This is a genomic window from uncultured Porticoccus sp. (assembly GCF_963975625.1).
GTDB lineage: Bacteria > Pseudomonadota > Gammaproteobacteria > Pseudomonadales > Porticoccaceae > Porticoccus.
In genome coordinates, this window is the sequence record NZ_CAXBHS010000006.1 from 50074 (window position 1) to 70032 (window position 19959).

Sequence of the window (19959 nt, forward strand, 5' to 3'; positions counted from 1 at the left end):
CTCTACTGTTCTGACCAAGTTATTCAGGTAGCGCATAGGCTTGCTTGCGATACAGTATCAGAGGGAGAAGTGCATGAGCCAAAACTTTTCTTGTGGTGGTTTCGTCCGGGGCATCCTCTAGGTACTGGGTGGCTCTGGTTTCTCGCGAATACATTCCTGCTAAAGGCACTTTGTCGGGACGCAATATAGTCACATTATAGCGATCGTCCATCCATGCATAGTAATCGTTGAACTGCATCATCGCTCGTCCGGGTTCGTCCGGAAACCTCACCAAATCACGGCCAACCATAGGATGTTTGCTGCTAATACCCATGAGCGAAAGCAGCGTTGGCGCAAGATCAATCTGACTCGTGATCGTTTTAATACGGCGGCTTTCAATATCTGCTCCAAGTATCAGCCCTGGAATTTGAAAATTCTTGATGGGGACTAACTCATCGCCCCAAACCCTGGCATCGTGATCTGCAACAATCAAGAACAGCGTATCTTTCCAGTAGTCACTTTTCCGTGCATTATCTATAAACTCACCCAAGGCATAATCAGCGTATTTGACGGCATTATTGACTGTGTTCTTCTCTACGTCATATTGCTCAATTCTGTTGTCAGGGTACTCAAACGGAGAGTGATTGGAAGACGAGAAAACTAGGCGAAAAAAAGGTTTACCTGATGCGTGAAGCTTCTGAAGGTCTTCATGGGTCTTAGTGAACAGGTCTTCATCGCTTACACCCCAGCTCCCGATAAAGGCGGGGTTAAGGAAGTCGTGCTGATCTACTATCGTGTCAAACCCATTGCCGGTGAAAAAACTGCGCATATTATCGAAGTGCGCTTCTCCACCGTAAATGAAACCTGTGTCGTAGTCATTGCGCTTCAACAATTCTCCCAGCGTAAAAAAACTGGTTTGGGATAATGATAATTTAACCACACTACGTGCCGGAGAAGGCAAGAAGCCAGCTACCACAGCTTCAATGCCTCGGGCAGATCTTGTACCTGTTGCATACAAATTCTCAAACCACCAACCGAATTTTTTCAAGGCTTCGAGGCGTGGAGTGACCGGAGTGCCACCTAATGATTCGACAAAAGTAGCGCCCAGACTTTCTTCAAGAACAATTACTAAATTAAGGGGGCGCGGTCTATTTTTTATAGGAATTTGATTGTGCAGAGTCGGAAAACTTTTGGAGTTAAACTCTGTTCTACTAAGCCACGGTACGCTCCTGACCTCGTCCAGAATTTCGGACATCGCCATATCGCCGTATTTGTCACTCGCATTCCCTTCATGTTTGAGATTGTAGACGGCAAACGCCACGGACCAAGTGGAGTTTATAATCAGTGAGTTAACGAGCACATCGGAAGTCAATGCAAACATTGCCGGATTAGCCGGGCGATGGCCCGTCGTGGAGCGAATGCTGATAAATACAACTAGAACCACGATTGGCCATACCAAAATCGCTTTGCGGTAACTGCCTGGATCGGTTTCCCGCGACCAGGGTTTCATCAACCAAGTGAACAGACCGGTCAGCAAAATACAAAACAAGACCCCAACGGCTACGTTCGGCAAATAGCCCTGCCAAAGCATACTCAGTATTTCCTTTGGATACTTCAGGTATTCGATAAACAGGCGGTTGGGCCGGGTATCATACTCGGCGATGAAAGTTGGAGTTGCGAGCTCCATGAATAGAAATCCAAAAAAGAAGATTAGCGCCCACAGGCCTGTCAAGCGTTTCCAAACAATCCAGCAGAAACGATTACCTAGAATTGGCAAAAGCAAGACCAGTGGCGCCACGGCCATGCCTGCCATGATCAGGTCTACCCGTAGCCCATGGAGAAATATACTAGGCCATACAGACGTTTCTGTAACCCGGTCAAATTGCCATGCAACCAAAAGTGTTCGAGACAGGCTACCGATAAGAAGTATTGCGAAAAACAACATCAGTAAAGGAGCGTAGGCACCGGCCCAACTGAACCACCGGTACAAACGTTCAGGTATTGCGTGTTTTTTGGAAAAAAAAGATGAAGGCATGCCTGCACTCTCAGTTTCAGTCGGGGAGTCCACCCGAGCGATTCATTTACAGGAGTGCAGAATAGAGGTAGGGACATCAGTGATGTGTCAGGAAAAAGTCAAGAAAATGTCAAAGTTCGCAGAGGCATTCAGTACAATTGCACCGGCTTTATAGAAATCAGGTATTCGTTTCCAGCCACACGCCAGGAAGTACTGAGGTGTATGCATATCTCTTCTACTGAATTTTTGGCTGCCTTCGCTGATTCGCGAAATTCGTTAAGATGGAAGCAAAAGAATTGTTGTTTTGTTAGAAATTGCCCCACCACTTCGTACCTACGAATCCGAATCTTTCTATCTGTTGAAGTATATCTAGGATGTTGCTCAAACTGATAGTTTATAGAGGTATTCATCAGGGAGCTGCTAGCTTTGTTATTGATTCAGCTATTGGTAAATTACAATTTGATGTATTTGCACTCATCTTCACTACGCAAGAAAATAAAGCAGACAACTACAACAATAGGAAATCAATAAACCCGAAAAATTTCATAGTTTCAGGTTCAGCTTATCCACACTCTAAAATCAGGCTACGACCTTTCTACAATTAAAGAATAATTATGCCACTCAGATAAGGCGACCACAGAGATATATACGCATGTGGTGAATCGTGGGGGAAGGGAGTTCTTAGCCCCATTGATCGACTAACATGATGCATCAGTACTATTTTTGGCATAGGAATGCCAAGCAGCCTGGCACCCTTCAGGCCGAACTGCTTCAATTTCTCGCCAGGTTGATAGACAACATCCCGAAACAGGTAGACATCACGCTCATAGCTCTGATAAAAAACAAATTACCTTTACTAGAGCCATTTAGCGACCTAATTCCCCCTAAACCGCAAGAAGGTACAGAAAAACTACAATGGCAACAACGAGTGAAGGCAATTGCCTATTTACCATAGCGGTGGAGCAAGACACTCAAGGAGTGATGCAAGGCAGCAAACATTGAATTTGATAGATCGACATTCAATTCCACATTCAGGGATTGAATGTCTTGGAATCGGTAGTGACATAAGATTTTAGTAGTACCAATAGTAGTATTGATTATTATCAAGTTTATTATTTTATATATTTATCATAGCATTAATTGACTAGTTAAGCTCCCGCCGCCCCACCAATTCGACATCTAACAATATCCAATGATGTCCACAATGCCCTGATATTCGGGGCTTTTTTATGCCTAATCGTCTGGCAACGCCCACCTATGTGCATTATCATCTGGGGGTATATGAGGGTGTTTATGGGGGAGGGGTACAACCCACCACACAAAGGCTGATACCTTCAAGAGGTATAGATACGAATGGGCATTGAATCATTGCGTTCAGGTGCACTGGAGGCGGGCAAACCTGATAAAACCTCATCAGAGTGATGAGATATTAGACCCAGACGTAACCTGCACTCCGTTGCAAGTTACGGAAATACTTAACCCAGAAAGATTAAGCTTCAACAATATCTGATTTTACACTATTGATCATAGCTATCATCTCTTCTCGTTCCATCTCGCCGGTTTGAAAATGATCAAAGGTCGCATCCAAGTGGAACAAAAGTGCATCCCAGTCGTCATTATTGATCCTCATGCCTCTGTGGGCTGTGACCATATCACGACCTGTATAAAACACTGGGCCACCCGTCGTAGAACAAATATAGTTAATAAACGTTTGTGTTTCGCGAGCAACTTCGTCGATTGATCTATGAGTCCAAAAGCGAGCTAGCAATTCGTCTTGTCGAAAACGAGGTATGATATTTTCAGCAAATGCAGCGATAGCATCATAGCCCCCGAGTCGATCATAAAGTGTTTTATCTGACATGATTACCTACCTTCATTATTATTTATCTCGAACAAACCAGCGTACAGGGTAAGAATAAAGTGGTCAAAACTTCTCGTTAACAGTCACCGATAGCAGAAATACCTAAAAACACCCTAACGGCTTGCTTACTTTTGGGGGTATTTATGGGGGTATAAATAAAAACAGCGTAGCCATATAACTACATTATTCATATAGTTATAGACTTTATTTAGTAGACGCCGCCATCCGAGCCTCGCAGAGGCGAGTAATTCCTGCCACCACCAACACTAAAAAGCCCCAGCTGATATCAGTTGGGGCTTTTTAGTTACTACTGTGACCTGACTCACTGCCCGCGTAACGGGTTCAGCCAACCCAAACACTACACAAGATCGAAACGGTCCGCGTTCATGACCTTGGTCCAGGCAGCGACAAAGTCCTGCACGAACTTTTCCCTGCTATCGTCCTGAGCATAGACTTCGGCATAGGCACGCAGGATCGAGTTGGAGCCAAATACCAGATCAATCCTGCTCGCCGTCCACTTGACTGCACCGGTCTTGCGGTCGCGGATTTCGTACAGGTTGTTGCCAGCGGGCTTCCACGTGTAGGCCATGTCCGTCAGGTTGACAAAAAAGTCGTTGCTCAGCACACCCACGCGGTCGGTGAGCACGCCATGCTGGCTGCCACCGTGGTTGGTGCCCAGGACTCTCATGCCGCCCACCAATGTGGTCATCTCGGGTGCCGTCAGTCCCATCAGTTGAGCGCGATCGAGCAGCATTTCCTCGGGTTTGACCACATAATCTTTCTTCTGCCAGTTGCGGAAGCCATCGGCCAGAGGCTCAAGCGGTTCAAAGGACGCGGCATCCGTCATCTCGTCGCTGGCATCGCCGCGGCCCGGCGCAAAGGGAACGGTGATATTCACACCGGCAGCCCTGGCCGCCTGCTCAACACCCAGGTTACCGGCCAGCACAATCACATCGGCCATGCTGACACCAGTGTCGGCAGCGATCTTTTCGTAGATTGGCAGGACTCTGGCGAGGCGTTCCGGCTCGTTGCCGGCCCAGTCTTTCTGCGGTGCCAGCCGGATGCGCGCACCATTGGCACCACCGCGCATGTCGGAGCCGCGGAATGTTCGGGCGCTATCCCAGGCGGTGCTGACCATTTCACCGATGGACAAGCCGCTGTCGGCAATTTTGGTCTTTACCGCGCCCACATCGTAGTCGCGATTGCCGGCGGGGACCGGATCTTGCCAGATCAGATCTTCAGCGGGCACTTCCGGACCGATATAGCGGGATTTTGGCCCCAGGTCGCGGTGAGTCAACTTGAACCAGGCGCGGGCAAAAGTATCGCGAAAGTACGCCGGGTCGGCCATGAACTTCTCACAGATGGCCCGGTATTTGGGGTCCACCTTCATCGCCATATCGGCGTCGGTCATGATCGGGTTAAGGCGGGTGGTCATGTCTTCCACATCTACCGGCTTGTCCTCTTCCCTGATATTCACCGGCTCCCACTGATTGGCCCCGGCCGGACTCTTTTTCAGCTCCCATTCATAACCAAACAGCAGGTCGAAGTAACCCATGTCAAACTGTGTGGGATAGGTGGTCCAGGCACCCTCAATACCGGAGGTAACGGTGTCGCGACCCTTGCCGGAACCGTTGGGGTTTTTCCAACCAAAGCCCTGTTCTTCCACATCGGCGGCTTCAGGTTCGGGGCCAAGTGCTTCGGCGTCGCCATTGCCGTGACATTTGCCCACGGTGTGGCCACCGGCAGTCAGCGCTGCCGTCTCTTCGTCGTCCATCGCCATACGGGCAAAGGTCATGCGCACCTGTTCGGCGGTTTTGAGGGGGTCGGGCTGACCGTTGACGCCTTCCGGATTCACGTAGATCAGACCCATTTGCACCGCAGCCAACGGGTTCTCCATGGTCTCGGGCTTATCGACATCGCCATAGCGCTCGTCGGAGGGGGCCAGCCACTCTTTCTCGGCACCCCAATAGGTATCCTTCTGAGGGTGCCAGATGTCCTCGCGACCGAATGAAAAGCCGAAAGAAGGCAGGCCCATGGACTCATAGGCCACGGTGCCAGCCAGAATAATCAGATCGGCCCAGCTGACTTTATTGCCGTACTTCTTCTTGATCGGCCACAATAAGCGCCGGGCCTTGTCCAGACTGACATTGTCCGGCCAGCTATTGATCGGCGCAAAACGCTGGTTGCCCTTGCCACCGCCACCACGGCCATCGGCGATCCTATAAGTACCCGCAGAGTGCCAGGCCATACGGATCATCAGCCCGCCGTAGTGTCCCCAGTCCGCCGGCCACCAATCCTGGCTGTCGGTCATCAGAGCGTGCATATCCTTTTTGAGCGCCGCGACATCCAGCTTCTTAACCTCTTCGCGATAACTGAAGCCCTCTCCCATCGGATTGGTCTTGATATCGTGCTGATGTAGAATGTCGAGATTCAGGGCAGCCGGCCACCACTCCATGTTCGACATACCGGTTGATGTGGCGCCGCCATGCATCACCGGGCACTTGCCACCTGTCGTCGCGTTGTTATCCATTTTCAAGTCCCTCTTCGAGTATTCAGAAAATTATAGTAGCAGGATGCCTGATATCCAGTTGCGGAAAAATAATACTACCCGGAAGATTCTCCAGCTGTCTGCCAATATGCCGATCAGTTCATCAGCGATCTTTTGACGGTACACGCTACCACGTTACACCAGACATGGAACGATCAGTGTGCTCACCGTTACCAATATAATTTTTCAATCCATTTCATAGTGAATGTAAATGCCGTATTTACGCGAGGCTACGCTATATTGTGTATTGAACTACTTTATTTTTTGTATCTTATGGGAGCTACGTCAATGCTTACAAAAACAACACCTATAGTTGCTGCTCTGGTGATAGCCGTGTCGCAAGTCATGACACCCAGTACGGCGATGGCCATGGGTGAGCCAAAATCCAACCAATTCTGGTGGCCTGAAAAGCTGAACCTGAGTCCGCTTCGCCAGCACAGCCAGGAGTCCAATCCGATGGGCGACGACTTCGACTATGCCAAGGCATTCGAAAGCCTGGATCTCGAGGCTGTCAAAAAGGACATTAAGACGTTGATGAAGACGCCGCAGGACTGGTGGCCGGCAGACTATGGCCACTACGGACCTTTCTTCATCCGGATGGCATGGCACTCTGCGGGCACCTACCGTGTCGCTGACGGCCGCGGTGGTGCTGCTGGGGGACAACAACGATTTGAACCACTGAACAGCTGGCCGGACAACGTGAATCTCGACAAGGCCCGGCGCTTATTGTGGCCGATCAAGCAAAAATACGGTCGCAGCCTTTCCTGGGCCGATCTGATGGTTCTGAGCGGCAATGTGGCGCTGGAATCCATGGGCTTCAAAACCTACGGCTTTGCCGGAGGCCGAACCGATGACTGGGAGCCAGATCTTGTCTATTGGGGCCCGGAAGCCGAGATGATGGGGCGAGAGCGTTACAACAAGAAAGGTGAGCTGGAAAACCCCCTCGCTGCCACCCAAATGGGTCTCATTTACGTCAATCCGGAAGGTCCCGGCGGTAATCCTGATCCAGTGGCAGCTGGAAAGCAGATCCGGGAAAGTTTTGGTCGGATGGCGATGAATGATGAAGAAACCGTCGCTCTGATCGCCGGTGGCCACACCTTTGGCAAGACCCACGGTGCCCACAAACCTTCCGAATGCGTCGGTCCCGAGCCGACGGCCGCCCCTATCGAGAAGCAGGGACTTGGCTGGGAAAACAAGTGCGGCAAAGGCAACGCTGAAGACACCGTCGGCAGTGGTCTGGAAGGCGCATGGACTTCGGCGCCCACCCAGTGGAGCATGATGTTCCTGCAAAATCTGTTCAACTTTGAATGGGAACAGACCCGCAGCCCGGCGGGTGGCATCCAATGGCAGCCCAAGGGCGGGGCAGCGGCAAGCACAGTTCCCGACGCCCACGTTGATGGTAAATTTCACGCACCCATGATGTTTACCACCGACTTGGCACTCAAGGAAGACCCTGAGTACCGCAAGATATCCCAGCGCTTCCTAAAGAACCCGGAAGAGTTTGAGCTTGCCTTCGCCAAGGCGTGGTTCAAACTGATCCACCGCGATATGGGTCCTCGGGCACGCTATGTCGGCAGTGAGGTTCCTGAAGATACCATGCTATGGCAGGATCCCATCCCGGCAGTTGATCACCCACTGATCGACTCAAAGGACATCACCAAGCTGAAGTCAGACATCCTGGAATCAGGTTTGACGACCTCTGAACTGGTAAGAACTGCGTGGGCATCTGCCGCCACCTTCCGCGGTACCGACATGCGCGGTGGTGCCAATGGTTCACGGATTCGTCTTGCGCCACAGAACAAATGGGATGTGAACAACCCAGCAGAGCTTGACAAGGTTTTAAAGCGTCTGGAGAAAATCCAGAAAGACTTTAACGGCTCACAATCGGGTGGCAAAAAAGTATCACTCGCCGACCTGATTGTTCTGGGCGGTGCCGCAGCCATTGAGCAGGCCGCCGAGAAGGCCGGTCAGGAGGTAGAGGTCCCCTTTAAACCGGGTCGCACCGATGCAACGCAGGCACAGACTGATGTCGACTCCTTCGCTGTGCTGGAGCCCACTGCAGACGGTTTCCGCAACTACTTCGGCAAGGGCCATTCCAGATCACCCGCAGACATGCTGGTGGATCGGGCCAGCCTGCTGACACTGACGGTGCCTGAAATGACCGTTCTCGTGGGGGGTATGCGCGCACTGGATGCAAACACCGGAAAATCCAAACACGGTGTATTTACCGACCGGCCCGGAACATTGAGCAATGACTTCTTTGTCAATCTGCTCGATATGTCCACCAAGTGGTCAAAAGCCAAGACTGACGGGATTTATGAGGGCAGTGATCGCAAAACAGGCAAGCTCAAATGGACAGCAACACCGGTCGATCTTGTTTTTGGATCGAACTCTGAGTTGCGTGCCATTGCAGAAGTCTATGCTGCCAATGACGCAAAAGAAAAGTTCGTCAATGATTTTGTCGATGCATGGCACAAAGTAATGACGCTCGACCGCTTCTAACCCGATCAATTTTAATCCCAACGGGGAAGGTGCTCGCAACGGCAGAAAAAACAAAGCCACTCGAGCACCAGACTCCGGTTCTGAGAAGCGGTCATTTATCCTTTTTCGGAACTGACACAAAAACGGCGGTGTTAACAACACCGCCGTTTTTCTTTATCCGGTAAACATCCTCACAGAAAATTCTCAAGAACAACCGGAAACTCCCTGAGCAACAGAATTTTCACGTCTTCAATCATTGAAATAACTTGAGTAATTCTCTTTTCAGCACTTTTCCCTGGGAGTTTCTGGGAAAACTGTCTAGCACAATAATACGGCGGGGTGCTCTCAATCCCAGACTTGCCCTGACAAAACCTCGGAGTTCCACTGCAGTCGCTGATACTCCGGCCTTAAGGATAACGGCAGCAACCGGGATTTGCCCATGCACCTGCGAAGGCAACCCAAGTGCCGCCACACAGTCGACATCAGGGTGGCTCTCCAGCACTCTCTCAATCTCGGCGGGAAAGATATTGAGCCCATTGAGAATGATCATGTCATCGGTTCGCCCATCCAGTACGAGCTGCCCATCATCATGGATATGCCCCAGATCCCCCGGATAAAACCAACCGCCCCTGAATCTTTTTGCCGTGTCTGAGGGTGAGTTCAGATAGGTACTGGCTACTCCCTCGGCCCGAATTCGAATCTCCCCTCGTTCACCAAGTGGCAGTCGACAGCCCTCACCGTCCACTATTTCCAACTCGACACCATCAAGTGGTATACCAACTGCGTCCGCTTCATCATGATCGTCGGGGCCGGCCATGGATATAGCGCCACATTCTGTGGCGGCGTATCTGACATAAAGGTTTGCGGTCAATTTTTCCTGAATTGCGCAACGAACCGCATAGGGAACAGCTGAACCACCGGTACGGATCTTGAGTCCGGACAGCTTGCCCGCGGTATTCAGCGCGGTCAGGTCCGAAGCATGCATACGTGAAATGTCCAGACAACTCACCCGGTGCTGTAAAACAAACTGTACCAGATCAAATTTTCCCCGAGGCTTGAAGACATTGGTTCCACCCTGCCAGACGCAATAAAACCTGTGCCTTTTGGAATTGTTATGTTCGATGGAGGCAAGTCTCAGCAACCGGTCCCCAGCATACTCACTGTGACGATCTGCCTGGGCGGCAATCTGCGCTTCACAGAATGGCACAATGTTCACATCACCCGTGGTACCTGACGTTCTGAAGTACAAAACACTGGCAGCAGCTATTTGCCCTACGGAGAGAAACGCCGGAGACAGAGATTCACCGCAACGGTAATCCAGGAAGTTATGTGCGTCTGCGGACTCAATTATCCGGGTCACTGAAACTTTGTGGGCCAGATTAGCTCGCAATTGCGGGGAATCATGCCCGGGAAGGGTAATAATACTGGCACCTGTTGCCAAAAGAGCAAGGCTGATTATCAGGTGATCAACTTCGTCTTCAATGCGGATCCCCACCACTTCTGACGTGCCGAATCCGGCTGCATCAAGGTTTAAAGCGGTTTTTTTGACACAGTCGAAAAACTCACCGTACGTGAGTGACTGGCCCTCCGAAATAATGGCCGGATGCGCCATTTTATTCGCGGCATGTGACGCGAGTTTGGCAAAAAAGCCCATATTAAATCACCGTCATAAATCAACCACTTCTTGGCAGACTGGCATCGAATAGCGCCCTCTGCAGAACACCACCCAGTTCGCCTCGCTCAAGCAGCGGAAATAGCGCGACATGCCCGGCCCCCGGCACCGGAACAAGACTCACTGACGGGAGGATGGATTCGATCACTCTCGCAGACTCAGCGTCTTTGATGCTGTTCTCACCATAAACAATATGCACAGGAGGCGGGTTCTCACCCATGCCAAAGTGCTTGCAAAGCCCCAGAGCCCCTTCACCGTCAGTAAATGAACGCCAGCGGTCGTCCTCCGGGTTATTCGGGCTGACACTGAGGCATGCATCGGCATGCCAGTACAACGCAGATAACAGGGCAGGCATTGCCCCGCCACTGGTGCCAACCGTCACGACTCTGCGGTACTCATCAAATCTCAACAGGGTTTTAAGCGCTGCAAGTGATGACGGCAGATCAGACGTGAGTCCCTGGATGCCCGTTCGATAACCTTTGTGCTTTTCTGTTCGGAGCAAAACCACGTCGGCACTGTTTGCATCTATCGACTGCAGAAATACCGGTGTCGGCATCATCATGCGCTGGAAGTTTCCGCTAAAACAGACCACCAATGTTTTGCCGGCGCGATCACCCCCGGCTTCATAGATAACGACAGCCCGTCCCAGGCGTTTCCGCACAAAAGGCGCAAGGGCATTGTTGCCCGCAGCAAGCAAGTATTGATCATGGAGTTTTGTCAGCCAGACTTTCGACAGCTCACGGGCGTTAATCGAAATGTATTTTTTGACAACACTGTCCTTTCCGAAAATATTTCTTCGGATTTTGAAAAAAACCTGAATGATTTTTTTCCACAACCAGCTACTCCCTTTTCGGGTAATGAACTCATCACGCAAGGCGGCCAACTCCATGGGAGTCATCCGGTTTTCCAGGGTAATATGGAGTTTATTCAGTTGGTTGGGTGACTTACAGCACCCGGCAAGCCGTTTATACAGTCTGTTCACAATATTTTTCTACGCTATTAACCAGTTGGTTAAGTGTACCCAGGCTGTTCAGCTCCTCAGGCAAAACAGTCAGCCCCCATTCGGCCTCCAGCCCAATACAGAGCTCCATCGCCGACAGACTGTCTATTTCCAACTCGGCCAGATCAATATCCCAGACTCCAGCGACAAAATCGCTTTCGGCAACAGTATCCCGAAGATAAAAAATTCCGGCGTCCTGCAGGATGGGAACGAGCAACTCTCTAATAGCAGTTTTGTTCATTTCAATATAATCCGGCAATTTGCACCATAACCACCGTTCTATCCAAGCCAGTAATCAAGATGCGCAAATTGGAACACGGTGGCTACCGACATGGAACATGTTCCAGGAAATTTGTCCTCGAATAAAAAAATTGAGTACCAGGCAGGCAATCGGCGTCGAATCAAATGCGTTTGAGTCACTGACCAGTTGCCTACACCGGGTAATCCAATGATAATTTAGCGTATGGCTTAATCAGGGGTTTTCTTTGAGCATCAAAACACGTTTTCAACTTCTGACGGCAGCCCTCATCGTTATTTCCTCTCTGTGCGCCTGGTTGCTGTTCCAACAGGTTGCAAAAAATATTATCGAAGAATGGGGTCTGCGCGCCGCCGACATTCAGGTGCGCTACGACAGTACCCGCCTACTCAAACCGATTGAGCGGGAACTTGCGCTGGCCCGGCAGATGGCCGATTCCCGCATTATCCAGAACTGGGCAAAGAACGAGGATGACCCCACACTGGCCACCGCTGCCATCCGTGAGATGGAAAGTTATCGTCGAAACTTTAGTGCACAAAATTATTTTGTGGCGCTCAAGGAATCGGGCTCCTATTACTACAACAACGCCGACGACGAGTTTGCCGGCAAACAGCTTCGCTATACGCTGGACAGTGACAAGCCCGATGACGCCTGGTTTTACCAGCTACTTAAACTGAACAAGTCCTTTCATATCAATGTCAATCCCGATACACAGTTGGGTATTACCCAGCTGTGGATTGACGTGCAAATGAAAGACGGCGATAACACGCTGGGTATTGTCGGCACCGGCCTGCCCTTAGAAGCCTTCCTGGAGGAAATTGTCGATATCGAGCAACCCGGTATCACAACCGTGTTTGTAGATCACACAGGTGCCATTCAATTACACCGCGACCCCGGCATCATTGATTACGCCAGCCTGGTAAAACCGGAAGGCCAGAAGAACACCATTGAATTGCTCTTTGACCAACCGCGCGATCAACAGGCCCTGTGGAATACAATGACAACCCTGCGCGAGGTCGGCGGCAATACCAGCGAGGTAAAAAGCCAGTTCGTGGTCATTGACGGCAAGCGCTATCTGGCAGGTGTTGTCTACCTTCCCTCGCTGGACTGGTTTGAGCTCACACTACTGGATCTGGAGGAAGTGATTCCTGTCAGTAGTTTTGCAGCAATGATGCTGCTGTTTACCCTCATCCTGTTAATCGCCATATTGCTGGTGCACCTGGCGCTGCGAAAGTTGGTCCTGACACCGGTGGCGGCACTGGATAATGCCATGCTCAAGGTGAAAAGTGGCGATCTTCGACCTGCCGACCTGCCAAGTGGTTCGGGAGAAATCGGTCGACTGATCAACCATTTTTCCGACATGGCCGAGGCAATTCGCAATCACACTGAAGAACTGGAAACCCGGGTCAAGGACCGTACACAGGCACTCAATGAACTGACTAAACTCGATCCACTGACCGGTCTGCTCAACCGGCGTGGCATGAATCTCCAACTGACGCTGGAGATAGACCGTTCACGCCGCCAGCAAAATACCTTCGGCATCATCTGGCTTGACCTTGATCATTTCAAGACTATCAATGATTCCTTCGGACACGCAGTCGGCGACCGCGCACTGGTCAATGTTGCCGGCCTTCTGAAAGCGGGTATCAGACCCTATGATCATGCAGCCCGCTGGGGCGGAGACGAATTTCTGGTGCTGCTTTCACCTTGTGATGAAACGACGTTACAGCAGATCGGAGAGCGCCTGCGGTTGAGCATCGAGCAGACCGGGCTACCGGAGGGACGAAAAATAACCGTCAGTGTTGGCAGCTGTCTGGCACAACCAGGAGACCAGCTGGAAAGGCTGCTGAAATCCGCGGACGATGCACTTTATGAAGCCAAAGCCTCAGGCCGCAACCGTATGATCAAGGCCGGTTGATCGGGGAAAGAGGGGGCGCTGCTGTATACGCTCAGCCAATGACGATGTAGCCTGGCAACCGATCTCTTGGCAGGCTGGCCTTTAGCAATTCATGTGGGGCGGGCTTCCTGAACTGAATTGCCCAGCGCATTACTCCCGATCGTCAGTATTTTCCAGCGCTTTGATTTTCTGATAGATACCGTCCGCTTCTTCGCTCAATTCCGCGTACCTTTGAATATTGCCTGATCGTTGTGCCTCCATAGCTTGTTGAAGCTTGCTCTGGTAGTCCTTCTCCAGCTTTTCCAACGGATTCTTTCTGAACAGTCCAAACATAGTCATTCTCGTGTCGCAGGGTTCATAGCAACCGCGATGGGACAGCGGCCAATCAATACTCCTACGATTCAATCGACATTTTGGACCGGTACCCGGTAGAGGATTGGAATAATCAAACCACCGGGTAGCGTCCTCGGTTGTCCACACACCTTCCGACCTCAAGGCAGCTCTGTCAGGATAAGTAGGTTTCCAGACTGAATGCCCGATAGCGCAGCCGGGGTAATTTCTCGGCAGTGATAAAGCCGGGCTGGGCGTTAATCACATCGGGAATTCTATTGACCAGCTGGGTGCAGGTGGTCATGGCAGTGGGAACAGCCCCATTAGAGAGCTCAACGTCGGGCTCCCCCGCGATTTTCCAGTGGTTCATATCAGCCTGATCAGGCCGATACACACAACCGGTCATCTCAAACACAAAGCTCGGCCCTTCACTGGTTTTAATTTCATCGATATCGGTAAAACCCAGAACATGACCAACAGGAACCGTGATTCCAAGCGAGGCGACCGGCAGAGGTTCCGTCGCCAATACCGGCCGCGATGTCGTGGTAATCGACACGGGCGTCAGCCCGGTATCCGCCACCAGCGCATCCAACACGTTGCGACCAAAGGTGGGCGGGCGCGAAGCGGACTCCAGCCACGTGTTGAATTGCTCCGGGGTGGTACCAACCTGTTGCTCACGAGCCAGTTCGGGCCCGTAATCGTCGACATTCCAGCTGGCCTGGCCCAGCACTGTGTCTATACGGTGGGTGGTACCCATCAGCATACTTACCATATTGAGCCAGTAGCTGTCCTGATGACCGGAGCCTGTCAAAGTCACACTGGTGCGTTTGGCGATCCCGTCCAGCTCTGCAGTAATTTCGGGCGAGGTTTCCCACGGGTACAGTGCCTCTTCAGACAATGTCACCGCATTCACGCCGTGCTCGGCACAAAGGCGGAGCTGCTCCTGTGCATCGGACATATAGCTGTTGACGGCGATAACCGCGATATCGGCTCCACGACTCAACACCTCTGCGGCATCATTGCTCACGGCGACTCCCAGCTGGCGCCCGAGCCCGGTGAGCTCCCCCAGATCCTTGCCGACTTTTGCCGGACTGCGGGAAATGGCCCCGATAATCTCGACGCCCTTGTCGAGCAACATACGGGTAATGATCGAATTCATTGTCCCGACACCATAAACCACAGCTTTGATTTTTTTCATGGATACCACCCTCTCGTTATTATCGTGTTCAGTTACATCGGTCTGTAGTCGGTATAACAGTGCCACAGTATAGGCAAGCTCAAGGGCAGATGGTAACCCCGATCCCTATTGCGGTTATGCCAAAAACAACTGACTCGATGGTGGACAACCCTGTTGGGGTCAATCATGAAAATCGTGAAGAGATTCTAATGCATCGCACGGCTCAGCATGTGGCGCTGAGCGGGGTCGCTATCGGGTAGACCATAGCTGGCCAGGGAGACTTCGCTGATTTTTTCCAGCACCCTGGAAATGGCTTCTCGATAAATGGCAGACTGATCCCTACGGACAAATTCACCGGCCTCAAGTACCGCATAGTACGTCGTCAACAGATAATTCTTCTCTAGATGAAATTGCCCCAACTGCCTGTAACAGGCAGCCGTACCATGACCGGCATCCACTAGCCTGTCCACATCGGCACACCCCCCGGCCTGAACCTGTACCGGCTGACAGTCATTGGCCAACAGAATCATGGCAATTTCAAAACCGCTACCAAAATGGGGGAGCGCTGCCCGATAGTGGCTGCGTGTCACAAACACCTGCCCTTCCTGCATACACCGCTCCCAGTAACGTCTTGCCATACAGGGGTTAACCGACAGAAACTGTCTGTGATGTACACACAGGAATTGTGGTTCCATAGCGATTCTCCCCCTCTCCGGTTAATGGGTATTTCAGGCCACGTCCCTTTTCTGGTGACCATCCCTGAGGTGATCCACTGTTTCACCGGCGAGGGTTTTTCCCGCCAGGGAAAATGCCCGACCAAAGCCTTTCACATAACGTCCACCCTGGGGAACAAGTCGAAATAGCTTGAAATCTGCCAACTGGCTGAGGTGATTAATACGCTCGCCATGTCTGTCGGCCAATCGTGCTATGCCCTCGGCCCAATGCTTGCCATCCGGCTCAATGTGTTTTGCCTGCACGCTGTAATTTACCCTGATCCGGGCGAACAGCTCGCCGGCACTGTCCTCATCCTCGATGATCAGGACAGAGGCTTCCGGAAAATGCTGAAGGTTAACGGCATGCAGAGCAATTTCACTGATCAACACATACAGACATTCCTCGCCAATCGCAAAAGGCGCGTAGGAAGCATAGGGTGCCCCCTCCATCGTGAGGGTCGATAACATCAGGCTTTTCCGGCTGCTGATAAAGTTGATCACTTCTTCATTAATACGTTTCTGTACAATAGACTCTCTCATTCTGCTCTCCTGACATTCGTCACTGCACCGAGCGGTGCTCTTTAATACGATGAAATTTGGCCACCTGGTCGGGAAATAACGCGCCGTCGTTATCCCTGCCCAGAAAGACCTTGAAAATGGGTTCGTTGTCCTTGTCCAGAAACACAAAAGCATAGCTTTCCCTGCCCCGGTGGGGACGCGCCTGGAAAGCCACCTGCCGGATCCTGCCGAGATTGATGTGCCCGTGCAGCCCCGAAGTGCCACCGGCGAGATTGTAGTAACCCTCGCCGAGGCTACCGGCAGGAAAAGACCCCTTGAACTCGAACACACAACCGCCGTGTACAATGACGGTCGTTGTATTGCCCCACTCGGCCAATAGCCGGAGCAGTGCTTCTGCCTGATTTCCCGGCATCCCCTGATTGTCATCCCACGCTGTCATTGTTAGTTACCCACACCCTCTCGCCACTAGAAACGGTAAGTTGCCGTCAGGATAATTTCGCGTCCTGACTCATAGAGCTCTTCCCAGGCCCGCCGATAGTGCTTGTCCGTGATGTTGTTAACCGTCAGATCAAGCTTCACGCCGTTCAGGCTTTCCGGCTGCCAGCTGGCATACAGATCCGTGATGTTGTAATCGCTGTACTCCTGACCAGCCGTGTTCTCCGGATAGTCGGTACGGTCCTGTCTGGCCGCATGGGTAAAGCGCACACCGGCCAGCCATGGCCTGTTACCGAAACGGTAATTCAGGTCAGCTGAGAAAGTATCAGCTGGAATATTGGTGAGATCATCTCCGGTTTTATCGTCCTCACCCCGCGTTTGGCCATAGGCCAGTTTCAACTGCCACTGGTCAAGCCGATAATCCGCGCTCAGTTCATAGCCTTTTATTTCCGCCTCATCCACATTCACCCAGGTGGTGTAGCCGGGGTCCATCACCGGGAAGAAGGTAGGGTCTGTGACGATCTGTTCGATAAAATCATCCACTTTGTTCCGGAAAACAGCGGCATTGATACGCAGGCTGTCATCGGCAAACAGGTTCTCGAATTGCATATTGGCCAGCAGTTCCGTGTTGGCCGCTTGTTCGGGCTTCAAATCCGGGTTGGGCAGGAATGTGTTGCAAAATCCCGGGAACATACAGAAATGGGTTCCCGTACTGTAAAGGGCTTCTGCCCCGGGCGCCCGGAATGCCCGATCGTGGCGAAGGGTCAGTTTCAACCAGTCCGATGACTGCCAGATGACAGCAATCGATGGGGAGACATCGCTATCACTGCTGTCAGCATTGAGGTTCTTAGCCTCGGTTTCAAAGCGGTCATAACGGACACCAAGTTCCAGTTTCCAGGCTTCCGAGAGCGGTACGGTGGCCTGTACAAATGCGCCCCAGACGTCGGTTTCCGCATCCGGAGGTGCAGGGCGGTCTATGCCGCCCCGACGAGCATCGAATTCCTCTCGATAACCATCGATTCCGTAGAGCAGCGCGATATCACCGATCATGGAAAGATTGTTCAGATTAATACCCCGCACCACCAGTTCAGTGGAATCGTAGCGTCCATCACTGACCCTGGACTCATCCATTTCCACCTTGTTTCTGTAGGCCAGCAGCCGACTGTTCACCAGGGGAGAATTGGTATCCAGGTGATATTCCATTGACCAGGTGGTCGTTCGCTGATCCCGGTCAATCAGGAAATTGCTGCTACCCAGGTTAGCGGCACCATTGGAAGGCACACCGCCTTCCACTTCGGCACGGCGGTAATTTATCGCCAGGGATTGCTGGTCGTCGATTTGCCATTCTGCCTTCAGCAATCCGCCCTGATCCCGCGTGGCTGAGCCCGCCAGGGCGTCACCATTACCGAGCTCGATGTCATTGGCATCCCGGTAATAACCACTAGCCAGCAGATCTACATTACCCACTCGCCCGGCCAATGCCGTGGTGGTGGTTTGCTGATGGTTGTTGCTGTTGTAACCCGATTTGACCAGGCCACCCAGATTGGCACCCGGCTTCAACAAATCTCTGGCAGAAATGGTATTTTGGGAAACTACCCCGCCAAGTGCACCCGAACCCCACAGGCTGCTGGTGGGCCCTTTGAGAACTTCAACATCACGAATTAGCTCAGGATCCAAAAAGTAAGTGGGACGATGACCAGACTCAAATGTCTGACGCACCCCATCTATGGTTTGTAGCACCTTCTGGCCGGTCAGCCCCCGAATATTGACCGACTGATTGCCGGGTCTGGGGCCACCGGATACCGTAATATTTGGCTGATAGCGCAATATTTCCGCCACCGACTGGGGTTGCATGGTGCTTATTTCATCCTCGTCTATCACCACAATGGCACGAGATACGTCGTCAATGTCCTGCTCTACCCGGGTTGCACTGACTACCACTGGTGCGACTTCAAAGGCCGAAGATTCTGCAGACTGACTACTATTGTCGTTGGCCTCGACGGCAACAGTGGCCGCCGGGTACGACAGAAGTAACGCGGGCACCAGACCCAGTTGATACCAGCCAACTGAAAAAAAGTTTTTCTGTTTTTGACAATCATTCATAACGGATTCCCCATCACTGTTCCCCATCACTAATTGCACCCGGAATAGCGACGCTTTTGGCAAGAAACCAAATTAACCTACCCGACTACTTACCTGACTACTTACCTGACTATGGGAACAGCAATTTACACACACCAATCTCAAATGTAAATACGAATCATTATCATTTACAAAAAGAGTCCGACTGTATACCATGGGCACCACTGACATTTGAAGCATCTCGGTTATGGGCAAAGCACTGAAAACATACTGGCCAACACTGCTTTGGCGGAGCGGGAGCCTTTTGATGGCTTTGGTTGCCCACAGCTGGGCAATCACTCTCCCGCCAACAGAAGCGCCATCTGCTGAATCGGCATCCTCGTTTCACACCGCGCCAGTGGCGGTGTCGATCTCATTCCGCCGCGAACAGAGTATGCTCAAAGCTGTTGAACCTATTAAGCACAGACAGTCCCCGGCTTCAGAGCCAGTGGTAACCCACACACCTGAAAAAAAGCAGCCCAAAGTGACTACCGAACCGAATGTCGAGTCCGCTGCAGAGACAAAACCACTTCGGGAAAAAATACCGGAAGCGAAGCGGCCACCCGCCACAACGGGGGACAACACAGAGCAGCTTGACGATACGGCAAGCATTGTGGCTAGCCAGCCAGAATCGCCCAAACAGCAGGGCATTCACACAGCGCCGCTGGTCACCGAACCCCTGTTCGCCAGGCCACCTACACCGCCCAATTACCCCACAGTTGCTCGCAAGCGGGGCCAGCAGGGCACAGTCTGGCTGGATATCTGGCTCGACGACGAAGGCGAACAGCGTCAACTGTCAGTCAGCAAAAGTTCGGGAATCGCTGTACTGGACGAGGCCGCACTACAGGCCGTTGCCAGTTGGGAGTTCATGCCTTACCGGATAAATGGCAAGAGCGCCGCATCAAGGGTCAGGGTTCCGGTGCAATTCGCCCTGAAAAATTCAACCTACCAGTAAT

General features: G+C 51.8%; 15 protein-coding genes. 3 read left to right on the plus strand and 12 right to left on the minus strand.

Translation table 11 applies throughout. From position 1 onward, the window contains the following. Positions 1 to 19: 19 nt before the first annotated feature. The 3 genes from AACZ64_RS07070 to katG (AACZ64_RS07080) all read right to left on the minus strand — a co-directional run bounded on the left by AACZ64_RS07070 (position 20) and on the right by katG (AACZ64_RS07080) (position 6384). Positions 20 to 2014 carry an LTA synthase family protein gene (locus tag AACZ64_RS07070; RefSeq protein ID WP_036859404.1) on the minus strand — a complete coding sequence of 665 codons (1995 nt, stop codon included), beginning with the start codon at positions 2012 to 2014 and terminating at the stop codon, positions 20 to 22. A 1468-nt stretch (positions 2015 to 3482) separates the two neighbouring features. Then, positions 3483 to 3854 carry a group 1 truncated hemoglobin gene (locus AACZ64_RS07075; RefSeq protein ID WP_272993745.1) on the minus strand — a complete coding sequence of 124 codons (372 nt, stop codon included), beginning with the start codon at positions 3852 to 3854 and terminating at the stop codon, positions 3483 to 3485. 358 nt (positions 3855 to 4212) lie between these two features. After that, on the minus strand, positions 4213 to 6384 hold the full coding sequence (gene katG, locus AACZ64_RS07080; RefSeq protein ID WP_339639817.1) for a catalase/peroxidase HPI: 2172 nt from the start codon (positions 6382 to 6384) through the stop codon (positions 4213 to 4215). 306 nt (positions 6385 to 6690) lie between these two features. Here katG (AACZ64_RS07080) and katG (AACZ64_RS07085) point away from each other — a divergent pair, with 306 nt between their 5' ends. Continuing rightward, the gene (katG, locus tag AACZ64_RS07085; RefSeq protein WP_293615329.1) at positions 6691 to 8904 is read left to right on the plus strand and encodes a catalase/peroxidase HPI; all 2214 of its coding nucleotides are present in this window, start codon (positions 6691 to 6693) and stop codon (positions 8902 to 8904) included. A 232-nt stretch (positions 8905 to 9136) separates the two neighbouring features. Here katG (AACZ64_RS07085) and AACZ64_RS07090 read toward each other — a convergent pair whose 3' ends face one another. The 3 genes from AACZ64_RS07090 to AACZ64_RS07100 all read right to left on the minus strand — a co-directional run bounded on the left by AACZ64_RS07090 (position 9137) and on the right by AACZ64_RS07100 (position 11796). Next, positions 9137 to 10537, minus strand: coding sequence for a class I adenylate-forming enzyme family protein (locus tag AACZ64_RS07090; protein WP_293615328.1), 1401 nt, complete (start codon positions 10535 to 10537; stop codon positions 9137 to 9139). Positions 10538 to 10556: 19 nt separating this feature from the next. Beyond that, a complete protein-coding gene (locus AACZ64_RS07095; protein ID WP_339639818.1) occupies positions 10557 to 11453 on the minus strand; it encodes a hypothetical protein in 897 nt (298 codons plus the stop codon). Between the two features lie 67 nt (positions 11454 to 11520). Next, a complete protein-coding gene (locus tag AACZ64_RS07100) occupies positions 11521 to 11796 on the minus strand; it encodes an acyl carrier protein (RefSeq protein WP_339639819.1) in 276 nt (91 codons plus the stop codon). Between the two features lie 244 nt (positions 11797 to 12040). Here AACZ64_RS07100 and AACZ64_RS07105 point away from each other — a divergent pair, with 244 nt between their 5' ends. Continuing rightward, positions 12041 to 13729 carry a diguanylate cyclase gene (locus AACZ64_RS07105; RefSeq protein ID WP_339639820.1) on the plus strand — a complete coding sequence of 563 codons (1689 nt, stop codon included), beginning with the start codon at positions 12041 to 12043 and terminating at the stop codon, positions 13727 to 13729. 129 nt (positions 13730 to 13858) lie between these two features. On the opposite strand, the gene AACZ64_RS07110 is transcribed toward AACZ64_RS07105, so the two are convergent. From AACZ64_RS07110 to AACZ64_RS07135, 6 genes are all read right to left on the minus strand, one after another. Then, positions 13859 to 14041, minus strand: coding sequence for a DUF6435 family protein (locus tag AACZ64_RS07110; RefSeq protein ID WP_339639821.1), 183 nt, complete (start codon positions 14039 to 14041; stop codon positions 13859 to 13861). A gap of 172 nt (positions 14042 to 14213) precedes the next feature. Continuing rightward, positions 14214 to 15236, minus strand: a complete 1023-nt coding sequence (locus AACZ64_RS07115) for a hypothetical protein (protein ID WP_293615324.1) — start codon at positions 15234 to 15236, stop codon at positions 14214 to 14216. Positions 15237 to 15421: 185 nt separating this feature from the next. Beyond that, on the minus strand, positions 15422 to 15910 hold the full coding sequence (locus AACZ64_RS07120; protein ID WP_293615323.1) for a hypothetical protein: 489 nt from the start codon (positions 15908 to 15910) through the stop codon (positions 15422 to 15424). Between the two features lie 33 nt (positions 15911 to 15943). Beyond that, complete coding sequence (locus tag AACZ64_RS07125; protein WP_293615322.1) at positions 15944 to 16468, minus strand: pyridoxamine 5'-phosphate oxidase family protein; 525 nt, start codon at positions 16466 to 16468, stop codon at positions 15944 to 15946. Between the two features lie 19 nt (positions 16469 to 16487). Then, on the minus strand, positions 16488 to 16886 hold the full coding sequence (hutX, locus tag AACZ64_RS07130; RefSeq protein ID WP_293615321.1) for a heme utilization cystosolic carrier protein HutX: 399 nt from the start codon (positions 16884 to 16886) through the stop codon (positions 16488 to 16490). Positions 16887 to 16912: 26 nt separating this feature from the next. Next, positions 16913 to 18985, minus strand: a complete 2073-nt coding sequence (locus AACZ64_RS07135; protein ID WP_293615320.1) for a TonB-dependent hemoglobin/transferrin/lactoferrin family receptor — start codon at positions 18983 to 18985, stop codon at positions 16913 to 16915. A gap of 502 nt (positions 18986 to 19487) precedes the next feature. On the opposite strand from AACZ64_RS07135, the gene AACZ64_RS07140 reads away from it, so the two are divergent. Beyond that, on the plus strand, positions 19488 to 19958 hold the full coding sequence (locus AACZ64_RS07140) for an energy transducer TonB (RefSeq protein ID WP_293615319.1): 471 nt from the start codon (positions 19488 to 19490) through the stop codon (positions 19956 to 19958). The last annotated feature ends 1 nt before the right edge of the window (position 19959 follow it).

Bases quoted from the DNA above. Each gene is read 5' to 3' on its own strand.
- katG (WP_339639817.1), bottom strand. From the start codon at position 6,384: ATGGATAACAACGCGACGACAGGTGGCAAGTGCCCGGTGATGCATGGC.
- AACZ64_RS07070 (WP_036859404.1), bottom strand. From the start codon at position 2,014: ATGCCTTCATCTTTTTTTTCCAAAAAACACGCAATACCTGAACGTTTG.
- hutX (WP_293615321.1), bottom strand. From the start codon at position 16,886: ATGACAGCGTGGGATGACAATCAGGGGATGCCGGGAAATCAGGCAGAA.
- AACZ64_RS07075 (WP_272993745.1), bottom strand. From the start codon at position 3,854: ATGTCAGATAAAACACTTTATGATCGACTCGGGGGCTATGATGCTATC.
- AACZ64_RS07110 (WP_339639821.1), bottom strand. From the start codon at position 14,041: ATGTTTGGACTGTTCAGAAAGAATCCGTTGGAAAAGCTGGAGAAGGAC.
- AACZ64_RS07120 (WP_293615323.1), bottom strand. From the start codon at position 15,910: ATGGAACCACAATTCCTGTGTGTACATCACAGACAGTTTCTGTCGGTT.
- AACZ64_RS07090 (WP_293615328.1), bottom strand. From the start codon at position 10,537: ATGGGCTTTTTTGCCAAACTCGCGTCACATGCCGCGAATAAAATGGCG.
- AACZ64_RS07095 (WP_339639818.1), bottom strand. From the start codon at position 11,453: ATGACTCCCATGGAGTTGGCCGCCTTGCGTGATGAGTTCATTACCCGA.
- AACZ64_RS07125 (WP_293615322.1), bottom strand. From the start codon at position 16,468: ATGAGAGAGTCTATTGTACAGAAACGTATTAATGAAGAAGTGATCAAC.
- AACZ64_RS07135 (WP_293615320.1), bottom strand. From the start codon at position 18,985: ATGAATGATTGTCAAAAACAGAAAAACTTTTTTTCAGTTGGCTGGTAT.
- AACZ64_RS07115 (WP_293615324.1), bottom strand. From the start codon at position 15,236: ATGAAAAAAATCAAAGCTGTGGTTTATGGTGTCGGGACAATGAATTCG.
- katG (WP_293615329.1), top strand. From the start codon at position 6,691: ATGCTTACAAAAACAACACCTATAGTTGCTGCTCTGGTGATAGCCGTG.
- AACZ64_RS07100 (WP_339639819.1), bottom strand. From the start codon at position 11,796: ATGAACAAAACTGCTATTAGAGAGTTGCTCGTTCCCATCCTGCAGGAC.